The organism is Stenotrophomonas sp. YIM B06876, from assembly GCF_030711595.1.
In the GTDB taxonomy this organism is placed as follows: Bacteria; Pseudomonadota; Gammaproteobacteria; order Xanthomonadales; family Xanthomonadaceae; genus Stenotrophomonas.
Map to the genome: position 1 here is coordinate 13,625 of NZ_JAUJUJ010000019.1, position 17,880 is coordinate 31,504.

At 66.7% G+C, this 17,880-nt stretch carries 19 protein-coding genes and 1 pseudogene; 14 read left to right on the forward strand and 6 right to left on the reverse strand.

Annotation, left to right across the window (positions count from 1 at the left end; translation table 11 throughout):
- Window positions 1–3: 3 nt before the first annotated feature.
- A complete protein-coding gene (locus tag QZH66_RS09280; protein ID WP_305805659.1) occupies window positions 4–738 on the reverse strand; it encodes a 16S rRNA (uracil(1498)-N(3))-methyltransferase in 735 nt (244 codons plus the stop codon).
- Window positions 729–2,120, reverse strand: a complete 1,392-nt coding sequence (locus QZH66_RS09285; RefSeq protein WP_305805660.1) for an adenosylmethionine--8-amino-7-oxononanoate transaminase — start codon at window positions 2,118–2,120, stop codon at window positions 729–731. The genes QZH66_RS09280 and QZH66_RS09285 overlap by 10 nt, the downstream gene beginning before the upstream one ends.
- Window positions 2,121–2,194: 74 nt before the next feature.
- Between QZH66_RS09285 and nudE the strand changes: the two genes are divergently transcribed.
- From nudE to gcvH, 9 genes and pseudogenes are all read left to right on the forward strand, one after another.
- A complete protein-coding gene (gene nudE / locus QZH66_RS09290) occupies window positions 2,195–2,743 on the forward strand; it encodes an ADP compounds hydrolase NudE (RefSeq protein WP_305805661.1) in 549 nt (182 codons plus the stop codon).
- Window positions 2,740–3,561, forward strand: a complete 822-nt coding sequence (cysQ, locus tag QZH66_RS09295) for a 3'(2'),5'-bisphosphate nucleotidase CysQ (RefSeq protein ID WP_305805662.1) — start codon at window positions 2,740–2,742, stop codon at window positions 3,559–3,561. The genes nudE and cysQ overlap by 4 nt, the downstream gene beginning before the upstream one ends.
- 82 nt (window positions 3,562–3,643) lie before the next feature.
- Window positions 3,644–4,447: pseudogene (gene mazG, locus QZH66_RS09300) on the forward strand (nucleoside triphosphate pyrophosphohydrolase); the annotation flags it as partial.
- Between the two features lie 11 nt (window positions 4,448–4,458).
- Complete coding sequence (locus tag QZH66_RS09305; RefSeq protein WP_305805663.1) at window positions 4,459–4,782, forward strand: YnfA family protein; 324 nt, start codon at window positions 4,459–4,461, stop codon at window positions 4,780–4,782.
- An 80-nt stretch (window positions 4,783–4,862) separates the two neighbouring features.
- Window positions 4,863–5,165, forward strand: a complete 303-nt coding sequence (locus QZH66_RS09310; RefSeq protein ID WP_305805664.1) for a DUF962 domain-containing protein — start codon at window positions 4,863–4,865, stop codon at window positions 5,163–5,165.
- A gap of 63 nt (window positions 5,166–5,228) precedes the next feature.
- Window positions 5,229–6,194, forward strand: coding sequence for an SPFH domain-containing protein (locus tag QZH66_RS09315; protein ID WP_305805665.1), 966 nt, complete (start codon window positions 5,229–5,231; stop codon window positions 6,192–6,194).
- A 3-nt stretch (window positions 6,195–6,197) separates the two neighbouring features.
- Window positions 6,198–6,629 carry an NfeD family protein gene (locus QZH66_RS09320; RefSeq protein WP_305805666.1) on the forward strand — a complete coding sequence of 144 codons (432 nt, stop codon included), beginning with the start codon at window positions 6,198–6,200 and terminating at the stop codon, window positions 6,627–6,629.
- Window positions 6,630–6,729: 100 nt separating this feature from the next.
- On the forward strand, window positions 6,730–7,836 hold the full coding sequence (gene gcvT, locus QZH66_RS09325) for a glycine cleavage system aminomethyltransferase GcvT (RefSeq protein ID WP_305805667.1): 1,107 nt from the start codon (window positions 6,730–6,732) through the stop codon (window positions 7,834–7,836).
- 89 nt (window positions 7,837–7,925) lie between these two features.
- The gene (gene gcvH, locus QZH66_RS09330; protein WP_305805668.1) at window positions 7,926–8,321 is read left to right on the forward strand and encodes a glycine cleavage system protein GcvH; all 396 of its coding nucleotides are present in this window, start codon (window positions 7,926–7,928) and stop codon (window positions 8,319–8,321) included.
- A gap of 73 nt (window positions 8,322–8,394) precedes the next feature.
- Here gcvH and QZH66_RS09335 read toward each other — a convergent pair whose 3' ends face one another.
- Window positions 8,395–8,745 carry a hypothetical protein gene (locus tag QZH66_RS09335; protein WP_305805669.1) on the reverse strand — a complete coding sequence of 117 codons (351 nt, stop codon included), beginning with the start codon at window positions 8,743–8,745 and terminating at the stop codon, window positions 8,395–8,397.
- A 161-nt stretch (window positions 8,746–8,906) separates the two neighbouring features.
- A complete protein-coding gene (locus QZH66_RS09340; protein ID WP_305805670.1) occupies window positions 8,907–9,170 on the reverse strand; it encodes a hypothetical protein in 264 nt (87 codons plus the stop codon).
- Window positions 9,171–9,200: 30 nt separating this feature from the next.
- Here QZH66_RS09340 and QZH66_RS09345 point away from each other — a divergent pair, with 30 nt between their 5' ends.
- Complete coding sequence (locus QZH66_RS09345) at window positions 9,201–10,082, forward strand: hypothetical protein (protein WP_305805701.1); 882 nt, start codon at window positions 9,201–9,203, stop codon at window positions 10,080–10,082.
- A 162-nt stretch (window positions 10,083–10,244) separates the two neighbouring features.
- On the opposite strand, the gene QZH66_RS09350 is transcribed toward QZH66_RS09345, so the two are convergent.
- Window positions 10,245–11,648 carry a serine hydrolase domain-containing protein gene (locus tag QZH66_RS09350; protein WP_305805671.1) on the reverse strand — a complete coding sequence of 468 codons (1,404 nt, stop codon included), beginning with the start codon at window positions 11,646–11,648 and terminating at the stop codon, window positions 10,245–10,247.
- A gap of 79 nt (window positions 11,649–11,727) precedes the next feature.
- On the opposite strand from QZH66_RS09350, the gene QZH66_RS09355 reads away from it, so the two are divergent.
- Both QZH66_RS09355 and QZH66_RS09360 read left to right on the forward strand, forming a co-directional pair.
- Window positions 11,728–12,333, forward strand: a complete 606-nt coding sequence (locus tag QZH66_RS09355) for a LemA family protein (RefSeq protein ID WP_305805672.1) — start codon at window positions 11,728–11,730, stop codon at window positions 12,331–12,333.
- A gap of 63 nt (window positions 12,334–12,396) precedes the next feature.
- Window positions 12,397–14,325, forward strand: a complete 1,929-nt coding sequence (locus QZH66_RS09360) for a M48 family metallopeptidase (RefSeq protein WP_305805673.1) — start codon at window positions 12,397–12,399, stop codon at window positions 14,323–14,325.
- A gap of 3 nt (window positions 14,326–14,328) precedes the next feature.
- On the opposite strand, the gene QZH66_RS09365 is transcribed toward QZH66_RS09360, so the two are convergent.
- Window positions 14,329–15,921 (reverse strand): choline dehydrogenase, encoded by a 1,593-nt coding sequence (locus QZH66_RS09365; RefSeq protein WP_305805674.1) that lies wholly within the window; start codon window positions 15,919–15,921, stop codon window positions 14,329–14,331.
- A 167-nt stretch (window positions 15,922–16,088) separates the two neighbouring features.
- Between QZH66_RS09365 and QZH66_RS09370 the strand changes: the two genes are divergently transcribed.
- Window positions 16,089–17,417: an MFS transporter gene (locus tag QZH66_RS09370; RefSeq protein ID WP_305805675.1), complete on the forward strand. Its 1,329-nt coding sequence runs from the start codon at window positions 16,089–16,091 to the stop codon at window positions 17,415–17,417.
- A gap of 57 nt (window positions 17,418–17,474) precedes the next feature.
- Window positions 17,475–17,822, forward strand: a complete 348-nt coding sequence (locus QZH66_RS09375) for a DUF1304 domain-containing protein (RefSeq protein WP_305805698.1) — start codon at window positions 17,475–17,477, stop codon at window positions 17,820–17,822.
- Window positions 17,823–17,880: the final 58 nt, after the last annotated feature.

A 17,880-nucleotide genomic window follows, 5' to 3' on the forward strand; every position in this document is an offset into this window, starting at 1 on the left:
GTCTTACAGATCGCCCAGACGTGCCTGCAGCGCGGCGATGGCGGCCAGGCCTGCGGTTTCCGTGCGCAGGATCCGCGGCCCCAGCTGCAGTCCCTGGAAGCCGGATTCCCGCAATGCCTGGCGATCACGCGGCGACCAGCCGCCCTCCGGACCGATGGCGATGACCACGCCCTCCGCGCCCGGAGCGGACAGGGTGGCAAGGCGATGTTCGCCCAGCGGATCCAGGGTCAGCTTCAATGCCGCCGGTGATTGCGCCTGTGCCGCCTGGGCCAGTGGCAGCGGCGGCGACAGCAACGGCACCCGCGCCCGCCCGGATTGGCCGCAGGCCGACACAAGCACGTTGCGCCAGTGGGCCAGGCGCTTTTCGGCGCGGGCCGCGTCGAGTTTGACCTCGGTGCGCTCGGCGTTGACCGGCACAATCGCGCTTACGCCCAGCTCAGTGGCCTTCTGCAGGATCAGGTCCATCTTTTCGCCGCGGGCGATGCCTTGCAGCAGGGTGATGTGCAGCGGCGATTCGTTGTCCAGCGCCCGCGCGGACTGAATCCGCACCCGGCTTTCGCGCTTGCCGATGGCCACCACCCGCGCGGTGTAGTCATGGCCATCGCCATTGAACAGCACGCAGTCCTCGCCTTCGCGCAGGCGCATCACCCGGATCAGGTGGTTGGCGGTGTCTTCGGGCAGCGTCAGCTCGGTGCCGGGTTGCAGGGGCGCGTCGATGTGGCAGCGGGTCAGGCGCATGCGATGCCCTCGTTGATGGCGGCCAGGGTGGTCTGCGCCAGCAATGCCAGCTGCGCGTCGTCGATGCAGTACGGCGGCATCCAGTACACCACGTCGCCCAGCGGCCGCAGCACCACGCCGCGGGCGAGCGCGGCGCGGTAGACGTGCAGTCCCACCCGGGCGCTGGCCGGGAACGGGGTGGTCCGGTCGCTGTCGCGGGCCAGCTCGAACGCCACCACCATGCCGGTCTGGCGCACGTCGGCGATATGCGGGTGATCGGTAAACGGCGCGGCCAGCTCGCGCATCACCCCGGCAGTGCCGCGGTTGCGTGCGATCACGTCATCGCTGGCGAAGATGTCCAGGGTGGCCAACGCCGCCGCGCAGGCCAGCGGGTTGCCGGTGTAGCTGTGCGAATGCAGGAAGGCGCGTTCCCGCGAATCATCAAGGAACGCGTCGTACAGCCGCTGGGTGGTGAGCACGGCCGACAGCGGCAGGAAACCACCGGTCAGCCCCTTCGACAGGCACAGCAGGTCGGGCATCACCCCGGCCTGCTCGCAGGCGAACAGGGTGCCGGTGCGGCCGAAACCGGTGGCGATCTCGTCGGCGATCAGGAACGCGCCGTGCGCATCGCACAGTTCGCGGGCGCGCTTGAGATACAGCGGGTCGTGCATGCGCATGCCGCCGGCGCATTGCAGCAGCGGCTCCAGAATCACCGCACAGATCTGCCCGGGGTGGCGCTCGAACAGGTCGGCCAGCCCATCGGCGGCCTGCTGCGCGCGTCCGGCCGCGGTTTGCCCCGGTGCGGCCTGGTAGGCGTCCGGCGAGGGCGCGAACAGGGCTTCAGCCAGCAACGGCGCATACACCCGCCGGTACAGCGGGATATCGCCCACCGCCAGCGCGCCCAGGGTTTCGCCGTGATAGCCGTTCTCCAGCGCGACAAAACGGGTGCGTCCGGTTTCGCCGCGGTTGTGGAAATAGTGGAACGCCATCTTCAGCGCCACCTCGACCCCGGCCGACCCGTTGTCGGCGTAGAACACCTTCGTCAATGGCGCACGCCCCGGTTGCCGCGGCGCCAGCGCCAGCAGACGCTCGGCCAGGGTGATGGCCGGTTCGTGGCTGAAGCCGGCCAGCATCACCTGCTCCAGACACGTGGCCTGGCGGGCAATGGCGGCACCGATGCGCGGCTCGGTATGGCCGAACAGGTTGGTCCACCAGCTGCTGACCGCGTCCAGGTAATGGCGTCCGTCATGGCCGATCAGCCACGCGCCTTCGCCCCGCGCGATCGGGATCAGCGGCAGCGTGTGCGGATGTTCACGCATCTGCGTGCACGGGTGCCAGACCACCGAGAGGTCACGTTGCCGCCATTGCTCGGCCAACGGCGAGGAGGCTGGGTCTGCTAGCATTTCGGACTCATGGAAACGTTCTTGCCAGTGCCTATTCTATCGAGCCGTCGCCTTCGCCGTGCCGGGAGAACGCGGTGAGCCGCCGTTTGCCGGTCATCCATGAGGTGGTCGAGCAGCAACACGGCCCTTTCCGGCAGCAGCAGCTGGATCTGGAGTTTTCCAACGGCGAGCGCCGCCGCTTCGAACGCCTGGTCAGCCACGGCCACGGCGCGGTGGTGGTGGTGCCGATGCTGGATGCGGAAACGGTGCTGCTGGTGCGCGAATACGCCGCCGGCATGCACCGCTACGAGCTGGGGCTGGTGAAGGGGCGCATCGATGAAGGCGAGACGCCCGAGCAGGCGGCCGACCGCGAGCTCAAGGAGGAAGCCGGCTACGGCGCACGCAGCGTGCAGGTACTGCGCGCGATGACCCTGGCGCCGACCTACATGAGCCACCAGTCGTGGCTGGTGCTGGCGCGTGACCTGTACCCCGAACGGCTGCCGGGCGACGAGCCGGAAGAACTGGAAGTGGTGCCATGGAAGCTGGCCAACCTGGATCAACTGATGCTGCGCGAAGACTGCTCCGAAGGCCGCTCGCTGGCGGCGCTGTTCATAGCCCGCGAGTGGCTGGGACGACAGCCATGATCCGCATCAGCGCCGATCTGCGCGAAACCGTGATCGCCATTGCCCAGGATGCCGCCGCGGCCATCATGGCGGTGTACACCGGCGGCTTCGCGGTGGAACACAAGGCCGACAACAGTCCGCTCACCGCTGCCGACCTTGCCGCCCACCAGGTCATTGTCCGCGGTCTTTCGCAGCTGACTCCGCAGGTGCCGGTGCTGTCGGAGGAATCCGCCCAGGTGCCGTGGGAAGTCCGCCAGCATTGGGGCACCTACTGGCTGGTCGATCCGCTGGACGGGACCCGCGAATTCATCAAGCGCAACGGCGAATTCAGCGTCAACATCGCCCTGGTCCACGAGGGGGCGCCGGTATTCGGTGTGGTCCAGGCGCCGGTGGACGGCGTGGTGTGGCATGCGGTGCGCGGCGAGCCGGCCTACCGTCGCGATGGAATGCGCGACAGCGTATTGCATACGCGGATGCCGCCGGCGTCGCCGCTGCGGGTCGCGGCCAGCCGCTCGCACCGCAGTGCGCGCACCGCGACCCTGCTGGCACGGATGGGCGAGATCGAACTGGTGGCGCAGGGCTCGTCGTTGAAGTTCTGCCGGATTGCCGAAGGCGCGCTGGACGTCTATCCGCGCCTGGGCCCGACCAGCGAATGGGATACCGCCGCCGGCCAGTGCGTGCTGCACGCCGCCGGTGGCGTGGTGCTGGCGGCCGACAGCGGCAAGCCGTTCCGCTACAACCGCCGGCCGACGCTGCTCAATGGCGATTTCATGGCCCTGGGTGATCCTTCGCTGCCATGGCGCGACTGGGTGGCCGGGCTGGATCCAGAAGCCGACTGAGCCCGTTGCACAAGCGGCGGCACGCATCGCCAGGCCAGACACACCGCCGCCGGCGATCACGGCGGCATAACCGGGAATTGCCATGCAGGAGAGGGAAGACATCCAGTCGTTGCTGCGGATCATGGCGCGTCTGCGCGATCGCGACAGCGGCTGTCCATGGGACCTGGCGCAGGATTTCGCCAGCATCGCGCCATATACCATCGAGGAGGCCTATGAGGTCGCCGATGCGATCGACCGCAACGATCTGGCCGGCCTGAAAGACGAGCTGGGCGATCTGCTGCTGCAGGTGGTGTTCCATGCGCAGATGGCCAGCGAGCAGGGCGCGTTCGATTTTGCCCAGGTGGTGGCCGCGATCAGCAGCAAACTGCTGCGCCGGCATCCGCACGTGTTCGCCAATGCCCGCCTCGACGATGCCGCCGCGGTCGGCGCCCGCTGGGAGGCGATCAAGCAGCGCGAGCGCGAGGCCACCGGCAACGACGATACGTCGGCGCTGGCGGGGATTTCGCGCGGCCTGCCGGAATGGCAGCGTGCGCAGAAACTGCAGGCGCGTGCGGCCCGGGTCGGTTTCGACTGGCCGTCGCCGGCGCCGGTGCTGGCCAAGCTGCACGAGGAGATCAACGAGTTGCAGGCGGAGTTCACGGCCGGCGATGTCGATGCCAACCACGCGCGGCTGCAGGACGAGCTGGGCGATGTGCTGTTCGTGTGCGCCAATCTCGCCCGCCACGCCAAGGTCGACGTCGGGGCGGCCCTGCGCCAGGCCAACCAGAAATTCGAGCGCCGGTTCCGCGCCATGGAGCAGCAGGCCGCGGCCGATGGCACCTCGCTGCCGGCACTGTCGCTGGCCGAGCAGGAGGCGCAGTGGCAGCGGGCCAAACGGGCCGAGCGCGGCCAGGATCGATGAAAACCCTGCTGCTGTTCATGCTGACCGCGCTGGCCGAGATCGTCGGCTGCTACCTGCCGTGGCTGTGGCTGCGGCAGCAGGGCAGCGCGTGGTTGTTACTGCCGGCGGCGATGAGCCTGGCACTTTTCGTATGGCTGTTGACCTTGCATCCCACTGCCAGCGGCCGGGTCTACGCCGGCTACGGCGGGGTCTATATCGCCACCGCGCTGCTGTGGTTGTGGCTGGTGGATGCAGTGCGGCCCACGCGCTGGGATGCGCTGGGCGCCGGGTTGTGCCTGTTGGGCATGGCCGTGATCATGTTCGCGCCGCGCAGCCCCTGAGCGGGGGCCGCACGGGCCGGCGTGTGGCGCTCGCGCCCGGCGCTATGCTGGCCGTGCACGCGACCCCGACGAGGATGGCCATGGCCCGGTTCTCCAGCTTCCGCCAGTTCTATCCGTTCTACCTGCAGGAACACCGCAACCGCACCTCGCGCCGGCTGCACTTCATCGGCAGTTGCGCGGTGCTGCTGCTGGTGCTGGCGGCGATCGTGCAACGCAATCCGGTCTGGCTGCCGGTGGCGCTGGCCTGCGGCTATGGATGCGCGTGGGTCGGCCATTTCTTCTTCGAGAAGAACCGCCCCGCCACGTTCCGCCATCCGTTCTATTCCTTCGCCGGCGACTGGGTGATGTTTGTCGATATTTTGCGCGGCCGCATCCGTTTCTGAGCCGATTCCGCAGCGGTCCGCGCTGGCTATACTCGGCGCATCTATCGTCTAGGGAGTGGGCTGATGAACAGCGGTACCGGATTGCTGGCGCTGGTGGTGGTGATTGCCGGCGTGATCATTTTGTTCAAGGCGGTGCGGATGGTGCCGCAGGGATATGAATGGACGGTGGAGGCCTTCGGCCGCTACACCCATACGATGTCGCCAGGCCTGCATTTCCTGGTGCCGGTCTACCAGGGGGTCGGCCGCAAGATCAACATGATGGAACAGGTGATGGACGTGCCCAGCCAGGACGTGATCACCAAGGACAACGCGGTGGTCAAGGTCGATGGCGTGGTCTATTTCCAGGTGCTCAACGCCGCCAAGGCCGCGTATGAAGTGGCGCAACTGGAAATCGCCATCCTCAACCTGGTGATGACCAACATCCGCACCGCGATCGGTTCGATGGATCTGGATGAGTCGCTCTCCAAGCGTGACGAGATCAATACCAAGGTGCTGGTCGCGGTGGACCAGGCGACCCATCCGTGGGGCTTGAAGGTCAACCGCATCGAGCTCAAGGACATCGCCCCGCCGCGGGATCTGATCGACTCGATGGCGCGGCAGATGAAGGCCGAGCGCGAAAAGCGCGCCAACATCCTCGAGGCCGAAGGGTTCCGCCAGGCCGAGATCCTCAAGGCCGAGGGCGAAAAGCAGAGCACGATCCTGGAGGCCGAAGGGCGCAAGGAAGCGGCGTTCCGCGAGGCCGAGGCGCGCGAGCGCCTGGCCGCCGCCGAAGCCAAGGCCACGCAGATGGTGTCCGAGGCGATCGCGCAGGGTGACGTGCAGGCGATCAACTACTTCATCGCGCAGAAGTACGTCGAAGCCTTCAAGGAACTGGCGACCTCGCCCAACCAGAAGATGATATTGATGCCGATGGAGGCCAGCGGGATCATCGGTTCAATTGCCGGTGTTGCCGAGTTGACGCGCGAGGCATTCGCAAAGCAGGAAGAAAAGAAGGCGGCGCGTGGCGTGCCACCGCGGGTCGGGGGCTGAGCCATGCGGGTCGAGGTGGTCGTCTGGGGCGCACTGGCGTTGCTGTTGTTCGCGGCCGAGGCGGTAGCGCCGGGCGCGTTCATGCTGTGGATGGGCTTTGCCGCGGCCCTGGTGTTCGTGGGGGTGTGGCTGGTGGCGGGCATATCGGTGTTGCTGCAGGTGGTGGCCTTCGTGGTGCTGAGCTTCGCTTCGATCCAGGTCTATCGCACCTGGTTCCGGCCGCACGCACGCGCCAGTGAATTGCCGCTGCTCAACCGCCGGGCCGAACAGCTGGTCGGTCGCGTGTTCGTGCTGGAGCTGCCGATCGTCGAAGGCCGTGGCCGGATACGCGTCGGTGATGCGTTCTGGGACGTCAGTGGTCCGGATCTGGCGGCAGGGGTGCAGGTACGCGTGATCGCGGTGGATGGGATGGTGCTGAAGGTGCAGATGGCCTGAGCCCACCGGCCTCTGCGCAGGGGCCGGCTGATGCGCCGCCGCGGGTGTTGATCGCTGCCATCTGGGATAATGGCCGCCTTCAATTTCTAGCGGAATGGCGATGACCCGGAAGACCCTTCTCAACGACACCCATCGCGCACTCGGCGCCAAGATGGTGGATTTCGGCGGCTGGGACATGCCGATCCATTACGGCTCGCAGATCGACGAGCACCACCTCGTACGCACCGCTGCCGGCATGTTCGACGTCAGTCACATGACCGTGGTGGACCTGGAAGGCGCCCGCAGCCGCGAGTTCCTGCGCATGCTGCTGGCCAACTCGATCGACAAGCTGAAGGTCATCGGCAAGGCGCTGTACTCGTGCATGCTCAACGAGCAGGGCGGGGTGATCGACGACCTGATCGTGTACTACCTGGGCGAGGACCTGTTCCGCATGGTGGTCAACGCCTCCACCCGCGAGAAGGATCTGGCCTGGATCCGCCAGCACGCCGCGGCCTTCGGCGTGGACGTCATCGAGCGCGACGAACTGGCGATCATCGCCGTGCAGGGCCCGCAGGCGCGCGCGCAGGTGCTGGCGCTGGTGGCCGGGTCCGACCGCGCCGCGCTGGACAGGCTGGCGCGTTTCGCGGGGATGGACGTGCAGTCCGCTGCCGGGGTGCCGCTGTTTGTCGCCCGCACCGGTTATACCGGTGAGGACGGCTTCGAGATCCTGCTGCCGCAATCGGCCGTGGTCACGTTCTGGAACGCGCTGCTGGCGGGCGGGGTGAAACCGGCGGGCCTGGGCGCGCGCGACACGCTGCGGCTGGAAGCCGGCATGAACCTCTATGGCCAGGACATGGATGAGGCGGTCACCCCGTATGAAGCCGCGCTGGGCTGGACGGTATCGCTGGACGAAGGCCGCGCGTTCATCGGCCGCGGCGTGCTGGAAGCGCAGAAGGCCGCCGGCAACGCGCGACAGATGCTCGGCGTGGTGATGGACGACAAGGGCGTGCTGCGTCACGGCCAGAAAGTGCTGACCGCGCAGGGCGAGGGCGAAATCCTCTCCGGTACGTTCTCGCCGACGCTGGGCAAGGCGATCGCGTTCGTGCGCGTGCCGGCCGGTGAGCCGGGCGCGGTGCGGGTGGACATCCGGGGCAAGGAAGTGCCGGTGCGCGTGGTCAAGTTCCCGTTCGTACGCGACGGCCAGCCGCAGCCGGGCGTGATCGCCTGATCATTTCCTGCCGGACCGGAGCCACTACTTCGCGTCCGGTTCGTTAAACTAGTGCCCCATCCCGACCACCGTTTTCCGGAGCAGTTCTCATGAGCGAGATCCCAGGCGACCTCAAATTCCTCAAGTCCCACGAATGGGCGCGCGTTGAAGGCGATGGCCGCATCACCGTGGGCATTTCCGAGCACGCCCAGGGCCTGCTCGGCGATCTGGTCTACGTCGAATTGCCGGGTGTCGGCGACACGGTCAAAGCCGGCACCGCCGCTGCCGTGGTCGAGTCGGTCAAGGCCGCATCGGATGTCTACAGCCCGGTCACCGGCACGGTGGTCGAGGTCAACGAGGCGCTGGGCGACAAGCCGGAAACGATCAACGAAGACGCCTATGGCGAGGGCTGGATCTTCGTCGTGGAAGTGGCGGACAACAGCGAGTTCAACGAGTTGCTGAGCCCGGACGATTACGCCGAGCTGCTGGAAGAAGACAGCCACTGAGGTGGCAGCTCCTGTCGGCAACGAAGCGGCCGCCTTGTGCGGCCGCTTTCGTTTCCGGCGGCCAAGGGCGATGTCAGTGACGCGTGATGATCCCCACGGTCACATCGATGCGGGATGCAATGCCGGATGGGCGCGAACGAATCGACGCATCGCAGTAGCTGCATCGCGGTTGAAGGCGGGGTCGCTGCGCATCGAAACGAAACCAGTTGTCTGCGCGCGTCGCGTGCCAGCGTGCATCAACGGCGTAAAAAAGCCCGCGCAGTTTTGCGCAAATCCTGTTTTGCGCTGCCGGAACGATGCGTCGCTGCGGAATTTTTTTCGCCATGTCCGACTGTCGTCGCGGACTGCGACGCGAGCGCAGCGCCTCTGTCAGGTGCGAGTGTTCGCTGCGCCGGGGAGCAAGTGCTGAAAACAAAAAGCGCACGATTTACCGTGCTTTTCTGCAAAAGGACTTTTGTTCCTGGATGACAAGGCCGTGCGCCGATCGTCATGGTGGCGTATGGCGCGCAGATCGCCGATGACCTGCAAGACGACAGCGCCATGAAAAAGTTGCACGAAGATGGTTGACAGTAAAAAAAACCGTGATTAGGTTTCGCCCAGCAGACCTTTGCTGCGGAAGAGAGTGAACCGGATCAACATCCACGCGCGAAGCACAACCTGGAAATCCGCCACGAGTCTCTTGATGGTGGAGCAGGCACCGCTTCCTTCCGCAAAACAGATCTTCAACGCTGACATGGCACCCGCAACGGAATCCGCTGCGGGTGTTTCTGTATCCGTCACGACGCGCATGACGCGCCGGCGGTCCTCCGCAGCGAGCCGCTGCGGGTTTGTTTCAACTGGGCGCTTCAACTCCCTAGATCACTGACGAGGAGCCATCACATGGCCACGAAAAAAGCTGCGAAAAAGCCGGCCGCCAAAAAGGCGGTAAAGAAGGTCGCCAAGAAGGCTGCCGCCGTTAAGAAGGTCGCCAAGAAGGCCGCCGTGAAAAAGACCGCGGTCAAGAAGGCGGTGAAGAAGGTCGCCAAGAAGGCCGTGGCCAAGAAAGCCACCGCCAAAAAAGCCACCGCCAAGAAAGCGGTGAAGAAGGTCGCCAAGAAGGCCACCGCCAAGAAGGCGGTGAAGAAGGTCGCCAAGAAGGCCGCGGCCAAGAAAGTGGTGAAGAAGGTCGCCAAGAAGGCCGTGGCCAAGAAAGCCACCGCCAAAAAAGCCACCGCCAAGAAAGCGGTGAAGAAGGTCGCCAAGAAGGCCACCGCCAAGAAGGCGGTGAAGAAGGTCGCCAAGAAGGCCGCGGCCAAGAAAGTGGTGAAGAAGGTCGCCAAGAAGGCCGTGGCCAAGAAAGCCACCGCCAAAAAAGCCACCGCCAAGAAAGCGGTGAAGAAGGTCGCCAAGAAGGCCACCGCCAAGAAGGCGGTGAAGAAGGTCGCCAAGAAGGCCGCGGCCAAGAAAGTGGTGAAGAAGGTCGCCAAGAAGGCCGTGGCCAAGAAAGCCACCGCCAAGAAAGCGGTGAAGAAGGTCGCCAAGAAAGCCACCGCCAAGAAGGCGGTGAAGAAGGTCGTCAAGAAGGCCGCGGCCAAAAAGGCGGTGAAGAAGGTTGCCAAGAAGGCCGTCGCCAAGAAGGCCGTGGCCAAGACCGCGAAGAAGGTGGTGGCCAAGAAGCCGGCGGTGGCCAAGGTTGCCCAGGTTGCCAAGAAGAAGCCGGTTGCCCGCAAGAAGAAGGTAGCGCCTGTTGCTCTTCCGGCGACCCCCGCACCGCTGATCTGATCCCGCTTCAACAGCGGCAACTGAAACTCCTTCCCCGGTGCCCAGCGGGGAGGGAGTTTTTTTATGGGAGCGCGTCGGGTGGAGTGTGGGCTCCACCGCCGTGCCGCGGACAAAACAAAGGCGGCTTGCGCCGCCTTGTTCGTCATCCGGCAATTGTGCGCGTCAGTGCGGAGAGGCCACAGCGCGGGTCGCCGAGGCGCCCTTGCTGCGGGGGGCCGGCGCCGCATCTTCGGCCATCAGGTTGTCGCTGCCAAAGTCGGTGTCCACGTCCAGCCAGCGCTGCGCCGGCAGGCCGATGGCGCGGTCGAGCATGGTCGGCAGCAGGCCGCTGGGCAGGCTGCTTTCGCCGTTCCACAGGATGGCGATGCCGAGGTCACGCTCGGGCAGCAGCGCGACGAGACCGCGATAGCCCTGCACGGCGCCGGCATGGAACACGACCTGGTGGCCGGCATAGTCGAACACGCGCCAGCCCAGCGCATAGCCGGCCGAGTCGAGGCGATCACGGCGCCAGCCCGAGCGCATTTCGCCGGGCGTGCTCACCAGTGGCGCATGCAAGGTGGCCAGCAGCGGTGCCGGCAGCACGTCGGGGCGATGGCCGGTATGGGCCAGCAGCCACTGCGCCATGTCGCTGGCACTGGCGTTGACCCCGGCGGCCGGTGCGACGCGGTAGTAGGTGGGCTTGGGATTGAGCGACACCCAGCCATTGCGGCTGCGCACATGCGGTCGTGCCCAGCGCGAACTGGCCTGGATGCCGGCCAGGCCGAGGCTGGCATCGTCCATGCCCAGCGGCTTGAGCAGGCGGCGTTCAACGGCCTGCTCGTAGAAACTGCCGGAGGCGGCGTACACCACGTCGCCGATCAGGCTGAAGGCGACGTTCTGGTAGGCGTAGCACTCGCCCGGCGCGCATTTGAGCGGAGTGGCCGCGAGCTTGTGGGTAAGGCTGTAGTAGTCGGCGTTGGCTTCGATGTCGCGGTCGTAGGCGTTGTAGGGCAGGCCCACGCGATGGCTGAGCACATCGGCCACGGTCAGTTGCGCGGTGGCCTCGGGCGTACTGAGCTGGAAGCCGGGCACGTAGTCGGTGACCTTGCTGTCCCAGCGCAGCGCACCGTCGTTGACCAGCAGGCCGGCCATGGTGCCGGCGAACGCCTTGGACAGCGAGGCCAGGCGGAACACGGTGTGGGCGTCCACCGGCTGTGGATTGTTGATGTCGGTGACACCGTAGCCGCGCGCGCTGAGGACGCGCCCGCCCTGGACGATGGCCACCGCCATGCCGGGAACGCGTGCGCCGTAGGTGAGCTGCTGCGCCATGGATTCGAACATGGCCACATCGAAGCCGGCGGCCAGCGGTTGCACCTGATCGGCGCGCAGGGCAGTGCGATACGCCATCGGCTGCGTCGGCGACTGCACCGGCGCATTTTCAAGGTTCACCGGCAAGCGGGCCGGCGTCTCGGTCAATGCGGCGGGCGGCGTCGTCTGCGCGGTCGACGACAATGCGAAGGGCATCAGTACCCCGAGCAACGCCGATGCCACCGGACGGATGCGCCGGCGCCTGCTGTTGTCTTTCATCGTGATCGGTGCCTGTAAGCTACTGCTGCCGGCGATTCTAGCGCCGCTTTTCACGATTGCACAAACGGGGAGAAGATGAATGGGCATCACTTTGATACTGCTGGTGTTTTTGGTGCTGGTCGTGGTCGTCATCGGCTGGGCTGTAGGGTTGTTCAACACGCTGGTGCAGGCGCGCAACGCCTACAAGAACGCCTTTGCCCAGATTGACGTGCAGTTGCAGCGCCGCTTCGACCTGATTCCCAACCTGGTGGAAGTTGCACGCACGTACATGAGCCATGAGCGGCAGACGCTGGAGGCGGTGATCGCCGCGCGCAGCAGCGCCCAGGCCGGGCTCGCTGCCGCCAAGGCCGCGCCGGGCGATGCCGCGGCGATGGCGCAACTGGCCGCCTCGCAAGGGCAGCTCAACGGGGTGCTGGGCCGGCTGATGGCCGTGGCCGAGGCCTATCCGGACCTGAAGGCCAACCAGACCATGATGCAGCTGAGCGAAGAGTTGAGCAGCACCGAGAACAAGGTGGCGTTCGCGCGTCAGGCCTACAACGATGCGGTGATGGGTTACAACAACCGCCGCGAGATGTTCCCGGCCAGCGTGCTGGCCAACAGCTTCAATTTCGCGCCGGCCGCGTTGCTGGATATCCCGCTGGAAAAGCGCGCGCAGGTGCGCGAGGCGCCGAAGGTCCAGTTCTGACAACGGGCGGCCATTGGTCGGATCGGCCGCGCTGCGGCCGGTCGCAGGCGCAGGGGAGGGCGCATGAATTTTTTTGAACACCAGGCGCAGGCGCGTCGCAGTTCAACCCGGCTGGTACTGCTGTTTGCCGCGGCGGTGGTCGCGATCTTGCTGGCGGTGGATCTGGCCGTGGCGGTTGTGACCGGGCCGGATCCGCGGATGCTCGGATTTGCGACCGTGGCCACGCTGGCGGTGATCGGGCTGGGGTCGTTGTTCCGCATCACCCAGTTGCGCGGCGGCGGCGCGCTGGTAGCCGCCCAGCTCGGTGGGGTGTGGGTGCCGGAGGATACGGACGATCCGGCGCTGCGGCGCCTGCGCAACGTGGTCGAAGAGATCGCCATCGCCTCCGGCGTGCCGGTGCCCAAGCTGTTCGTGCTCGCCGACGAGCCGGGCATCAATGCGTTCGCCGCCGGCTATTCGCCGGCCGATGCGGCCATCGCGGTGACGCGCGGGGCGATGGAGCGTTTGAACCGCGATGAACTGCAGGGGGTGATCGCCCACGAGTTCAGCCACATCCTCAATGGCGACATGCGCCTGAACATCCGGCTGATGGGGTTGCTGTTCGGCATCCTGATGCTCAGCGTGATCGGCAAGCGCCTGCTGATGCACATGGGCGCCGGTTCGCGGCTGCGCGGAGGGAGAAATGCCGGGCCGCTGGTGGCGCTGCTGGTGGCCGGCATCGTCGGCATCGTGATCGGCAGTATCGGGGTGTTCTTCGGGCGCCTGATCAAGGCGGCGGTCAGTCGCCAGCGCGAGTTGCTGGCCGATGCCTCGGCAGTGCAGTTCACCCGGCAGACGCAGGGGCTGGCCGGGGCGTTGAAGAAAATCGGCGGGATGGCTGAAGGCTCGCAACTGCAGGACCGTGCCGGCGTGGAAGAAGTCAGCCATATGCTGTTTGGCGAGGGCCGTGGCTTTTCCAGCTGGTTTGCCACGCACCCGCCACTGGTCGAACGTATCCGGCGCCTGGACCCCTCGTTCAATGGCGAACAGTTGCAGCAGTTGCGCGGAAAGTGGGCGGCCACGCCGCCGGATGGGCTGCAGGAGGACCGGCTGATGGGGCTCGATGCCGGCCTCACGCATGCCGGACCGGTGCCACCGCCGTTGCCCTTCGCCGGCGACAGTGCGGGGCTGCAGCCGCAGCAGGTGGTCGCGCAGGTGGCCAGCCCCGGTGACGACGACTGTCGCCGCGCGATGCAGCTGGCCGGCAGCCTGCCTGAAACCCTGCAGGGGCTGGCGCGCGACCGCAGCTCGGCGATGCCGTTGCTGATGGCGCTGCTGCTCGATGCCGACCCGGGGGTGGCGGCGCGACAGCGCGGGCAGGTGACAGCGGCAATGGGCGAGGCGGCCACCACGGCGATGCTGTCGATCCACGACGGCGGCCTGCGCGGGCTGCATCCGGCGTTGCGGCTGCCGTTGGCGTCGTTGGCGTTTCCGGCCTTGCGCAGTCTGCCGCGGCCACAGCTGCAGCAGTTCCATGACTGCATCGGCGCGCTGACGCGTGCCGACGGCCGGGTGTCACTGTTCGAATACTGTCTTTCGCAGCTGTTGCAGGTCCAGGTGCAGGCGGCGCTGGATCCGTCGCGGCATGTGCACTTCGGCCGGCGCAAGACCGCCAGCGTACGCCAGGAGTTCGCCACGCTGCTGGCGGTGGTGGCGCAGGCCGGCAACCCCGGCGCGCCACAACAGGCGCAGCACGCCTATCTGGCCGGGCTGGGCCACATCCTGCCGCGCGATCACCTGCCCTATGCGCCGCCGGCGGCCGGGGTGCTGGCCCTGGATGCGGTATGGGCACCCCTGGATGCGCTCGATCCGTTGGCCAAGCAGATCGTGGTGGAGGCGGTCACCGCCACCATCGGCCACAACCAGCGGGTCACCGTGGCCGAAGCCGAACTGCTGCGGATGATCTGCGGCGTGCTGCATTGCCCGCTGCCGGCATTGCTGCAGACCGGGTGAGGTTCACCGGGCGCGGCCGCGGACAAGGTCGGCGGCGCGCTCGGCGATCATGATGGTGGGCGCGTTGGTGTTGCCGCTGACCAGCGTGGGCATCACCGAGGCATCGATCACCCGCAGCCCCGCCACGCCGCGCACCCGCAGCTGCGGGTCGACCACCGCCTCGTCATCGGCGCCCATGCGGCAGCTGCCGACCGGGTGGTAGATGGTTTCGGCCTTGCTGCGGATGAAAGCTTCCAGCCCGGCGGCGTCCAGATCCTCGCGGGCGGGAAACAGCGGCGCGCCGCGCCAGCGGTCGAACGCGGGCTGGCGCAGGATCTGGCGCGAGAGCCGGGCGCACTCGAGCATCATCTGCAGATCGAACCTGCCGGCATCGCCGAGATAGTTGGCCTGGATGCGTGCCGGGGCAGCGGGGTCGGCACTGCCCAGCGAGATGCGACCGCGGCTGCGGGGATGCAGGTGACACGCGTGCAGGGTGTAGCCGTGGCCAGGCAGACGGTGGCGGCCGTGGTTGTCGAGCATGGCCGGCACGAAATGCAGCTGGATATCGGCGCGCGCATCGGGCGCGAAGCGCGAGCGCAGGAAGCCGCCGGCTTCGGCGATATTGCTGGTGCCGGCGCCGCGTCGCCCGCGCAGGAAATAGTCCAGCGCGATCTTGAGCTCGCTCATGCGGTCGTAGCTGACGCCGGGCACGGTGCGGTACAGCGTGCAGATATCCAGATGGTCCTGCAGGTTGGCGCCGACCTGCGGCCGGTCCGCGACAACGGCGATCCCGTGGCGGCGCAGTTCGGCGTGCGGACCGATCCCGGAGAGCATCAGCAGCTGCGGCGAGTTCACCGCGCCGGCACTGAGCAGCACCTCGCTGCCGGCTTGCACATAGTGCTGGTGGCCACCGCTGCGATAGTCGACCCCACACACCCGGCCCCGGGTGATGCGCAGCCGCTGCACGCAGGCGCCGGTGACCACGTGCAGGTTGGTTCGCTGCCGCGCCGGAACCAGGTAGGCCGTCGCCGAGGAGCAGCGGGCGCCGTCCTTCTGCGTAACCTGGTAGAAGCCCACCCCCTGTTGCACGGTGCCGTTGAAATCGGGGTTGAGGGCGAAACCGGCCTGCTGGCCAGCTTCAACGAACGCGGCCGAGAGCGGGTTGTGGTGGCGCAGATCCGATACATGCAGCGGCCCGGCATCGCCATGCAGTGCATCGGCGCCGCGCTGGTTGTGCTCGCTGGCGATGAAGTACGGCAGCACGCTGGCCCAGTCCCAGCCCTGGGCGCCGTGCGCGGCCCAGCCATCGTAGTCGGCGGCCACGCCCCGTATGTAGCACATGGCGTTGATCGAGCTGGAACCTCCCAGTACCTTGCCGCGCGGCCACCACAGGCGGCGATTGAGCAGCTGCGGTTCCGGCGCGGTGGCGTAGTTCCAGTTGAGGCGCCGGTTGTTGACCAGCCGGGCCAGGCCCGCCGGCATGTGGATGAAGGGATTCCAGTCGCGCGCCCCGGCTTCCAGCAGCAGCACCTGGCAGCCCGGATCCTCGCTGAGGCGGTTGGCCAGTACGCAACCGGCCGAACCCGCACCCACGATGATGTAGTCGAATTCCTTCACAGAGCTCCCCCTTGCCGGTCTGGCCAGAATAGAACGACTTGTTGTGCACGGCTGGGGCCAGCCGCACTGGCGATGTTGCAGTGCATTAGATAACTTACGCGCTCTGCCGAGCCCCCGGAGTTCCCGATGCCGCCGTCCTGTCGCCACCCGCATGTCCGGGGTGCCGTATGAGCGTTTCCGGAGGCGCCGGCCCGATCGGGCGGCTGCTGGCAGCGCTGCGCGAGTCGCCGGCGCTGTGGTGGTCGTTCCTGTACTTCTTCTGCCTGCTCAGCGGCTACTACGTGCTGCGCCCGGTGCGCGAGGCCATGGCGGCCTCGTCGGACATGCAGACCTTGTTTCCGCGGGCACTGATTGACTGGTTTGCCGGACATGGTGTGCCGTTGAAGGACTTCACCCTGCAGTTCCTGTTCTCCTGCGTGTTTGTGATCATGTTGGTGCTGCAACCGCTGTACGGCTGGCTGGTCAGCCGATATCCGCGGCGGCTATTCCTGCCGCTGGTCTATGGCTTCTTCATCGTCACCCTGCTCGTGTTCTACGCGATGTTCAACGCCGGCGTGCCGGGACGGGGGATGGCGTTCTTCTTCTGGATCGCTGTCTATAACCTGTTCGCGGTAGCGGTGTTCTGGAGCTTCATGGCCGACGTGTTCTCCAACGCCCAGGCGCGCGCCTACTACGGCTATATCGGCGCGGCCGGCACGGTGGGCGCATTCCTCGGGCCGATCATCACCAGCACCCTGGTGCAGCGCGTGGGAATCGCCAACCTGATGCTGGTCTCGACCGGCTTCCTGTCGATCTGCCTGTTCTGCATTTGGCGGCTGCGGCCGTGGGCCGTGCAGCGCGAGCACGAACAGCAACTGGTCGACGGTGAGCAGCCGATGGGCGGCAATGTGATGGATGGCCTGAAGCTGATCGTGCGCGAGCCCCTGCTGCGCTGGCTGGCATTGCTGGTGGTGTTCGGCGTGGGCGTCGGCACGATGCTGTACAACGAACAGGCATCCATCGCGCGCCGCCTGATCGCCGACCCGGCGGCCAGCACCGCGTTCTATTCGCGCATCGATCTGGGGGTGAATGCGCTGACCCTGGTGGTGCAGCTGGGGCTGACCCGCTGGCTGCTCTCGCGCTTCGGCATTGCGCCGGCACTGTTGATTCCAGGCCTTGCGATCATCATCGGCTTCTCGGTGCTGGCTGCCTCGCCGTTTCCGCTAATGGTGGCGGTGGTGCAGGTGATGACCCGCGCCAGCGAGTTCTCGCTGGGCAAGCCGGCGCGCGAGACGATCTATACGCGCGTTGACCGGCAATGGCGCTACAAGGCCGGCGCGGCGATCGACACGGTGGTCTATCGTGGCGCCGACCTGACCTTTGCCTGGGTGCACAAGGGGCTGTCGCTGTTCGGTTCGCACGTGGTGTTTGCCGGCGGCGCGCTGGTCGCGGTATTGATGACGCTCTCCGCGCTGGGTGTACTGCGTGAGGAAAAGAAGCTTCCGCGTGACCGCTGAATGGTGGGCGTGCCACCATCGCGGTAATGCTCCGACGGAGGAGGGCCGATGTCCCCGATCACGATGCTGGCGTTGCTGCTGACCGTGCTGGTTGCCGCGTTGCACGGATATTTTCTCGTGCTGGAAATGTTCCTGTGGACACGCCCGCCGGGGTTGAAGACCTTCCGCAATACGCCGGAAAAGGCGCAGGCCACGCGCGTGCTGGCCGCCAACCAGGGTCTGTACAACGGCTTCCTCGCTGCCGGCATCCTCATCGGCCTGGTGCTGCAGGCGCCGGTGCTGGTGACGTTCTCGCTGGCCTGCGTGGTGGTGGCCGGTTGCTACGGCGCGTGGAGCGTGAGCCGGCGTATCTTCTATATCCAGGCGTTGCCCGCGATTCTGGCGCTGCTGCTGCGCGCGCTGTGAACCGGCGGAGCCGGGCATGGGCCGGCTGGGGGCTTTGCCGATAGTGTGTGCCCGGAGG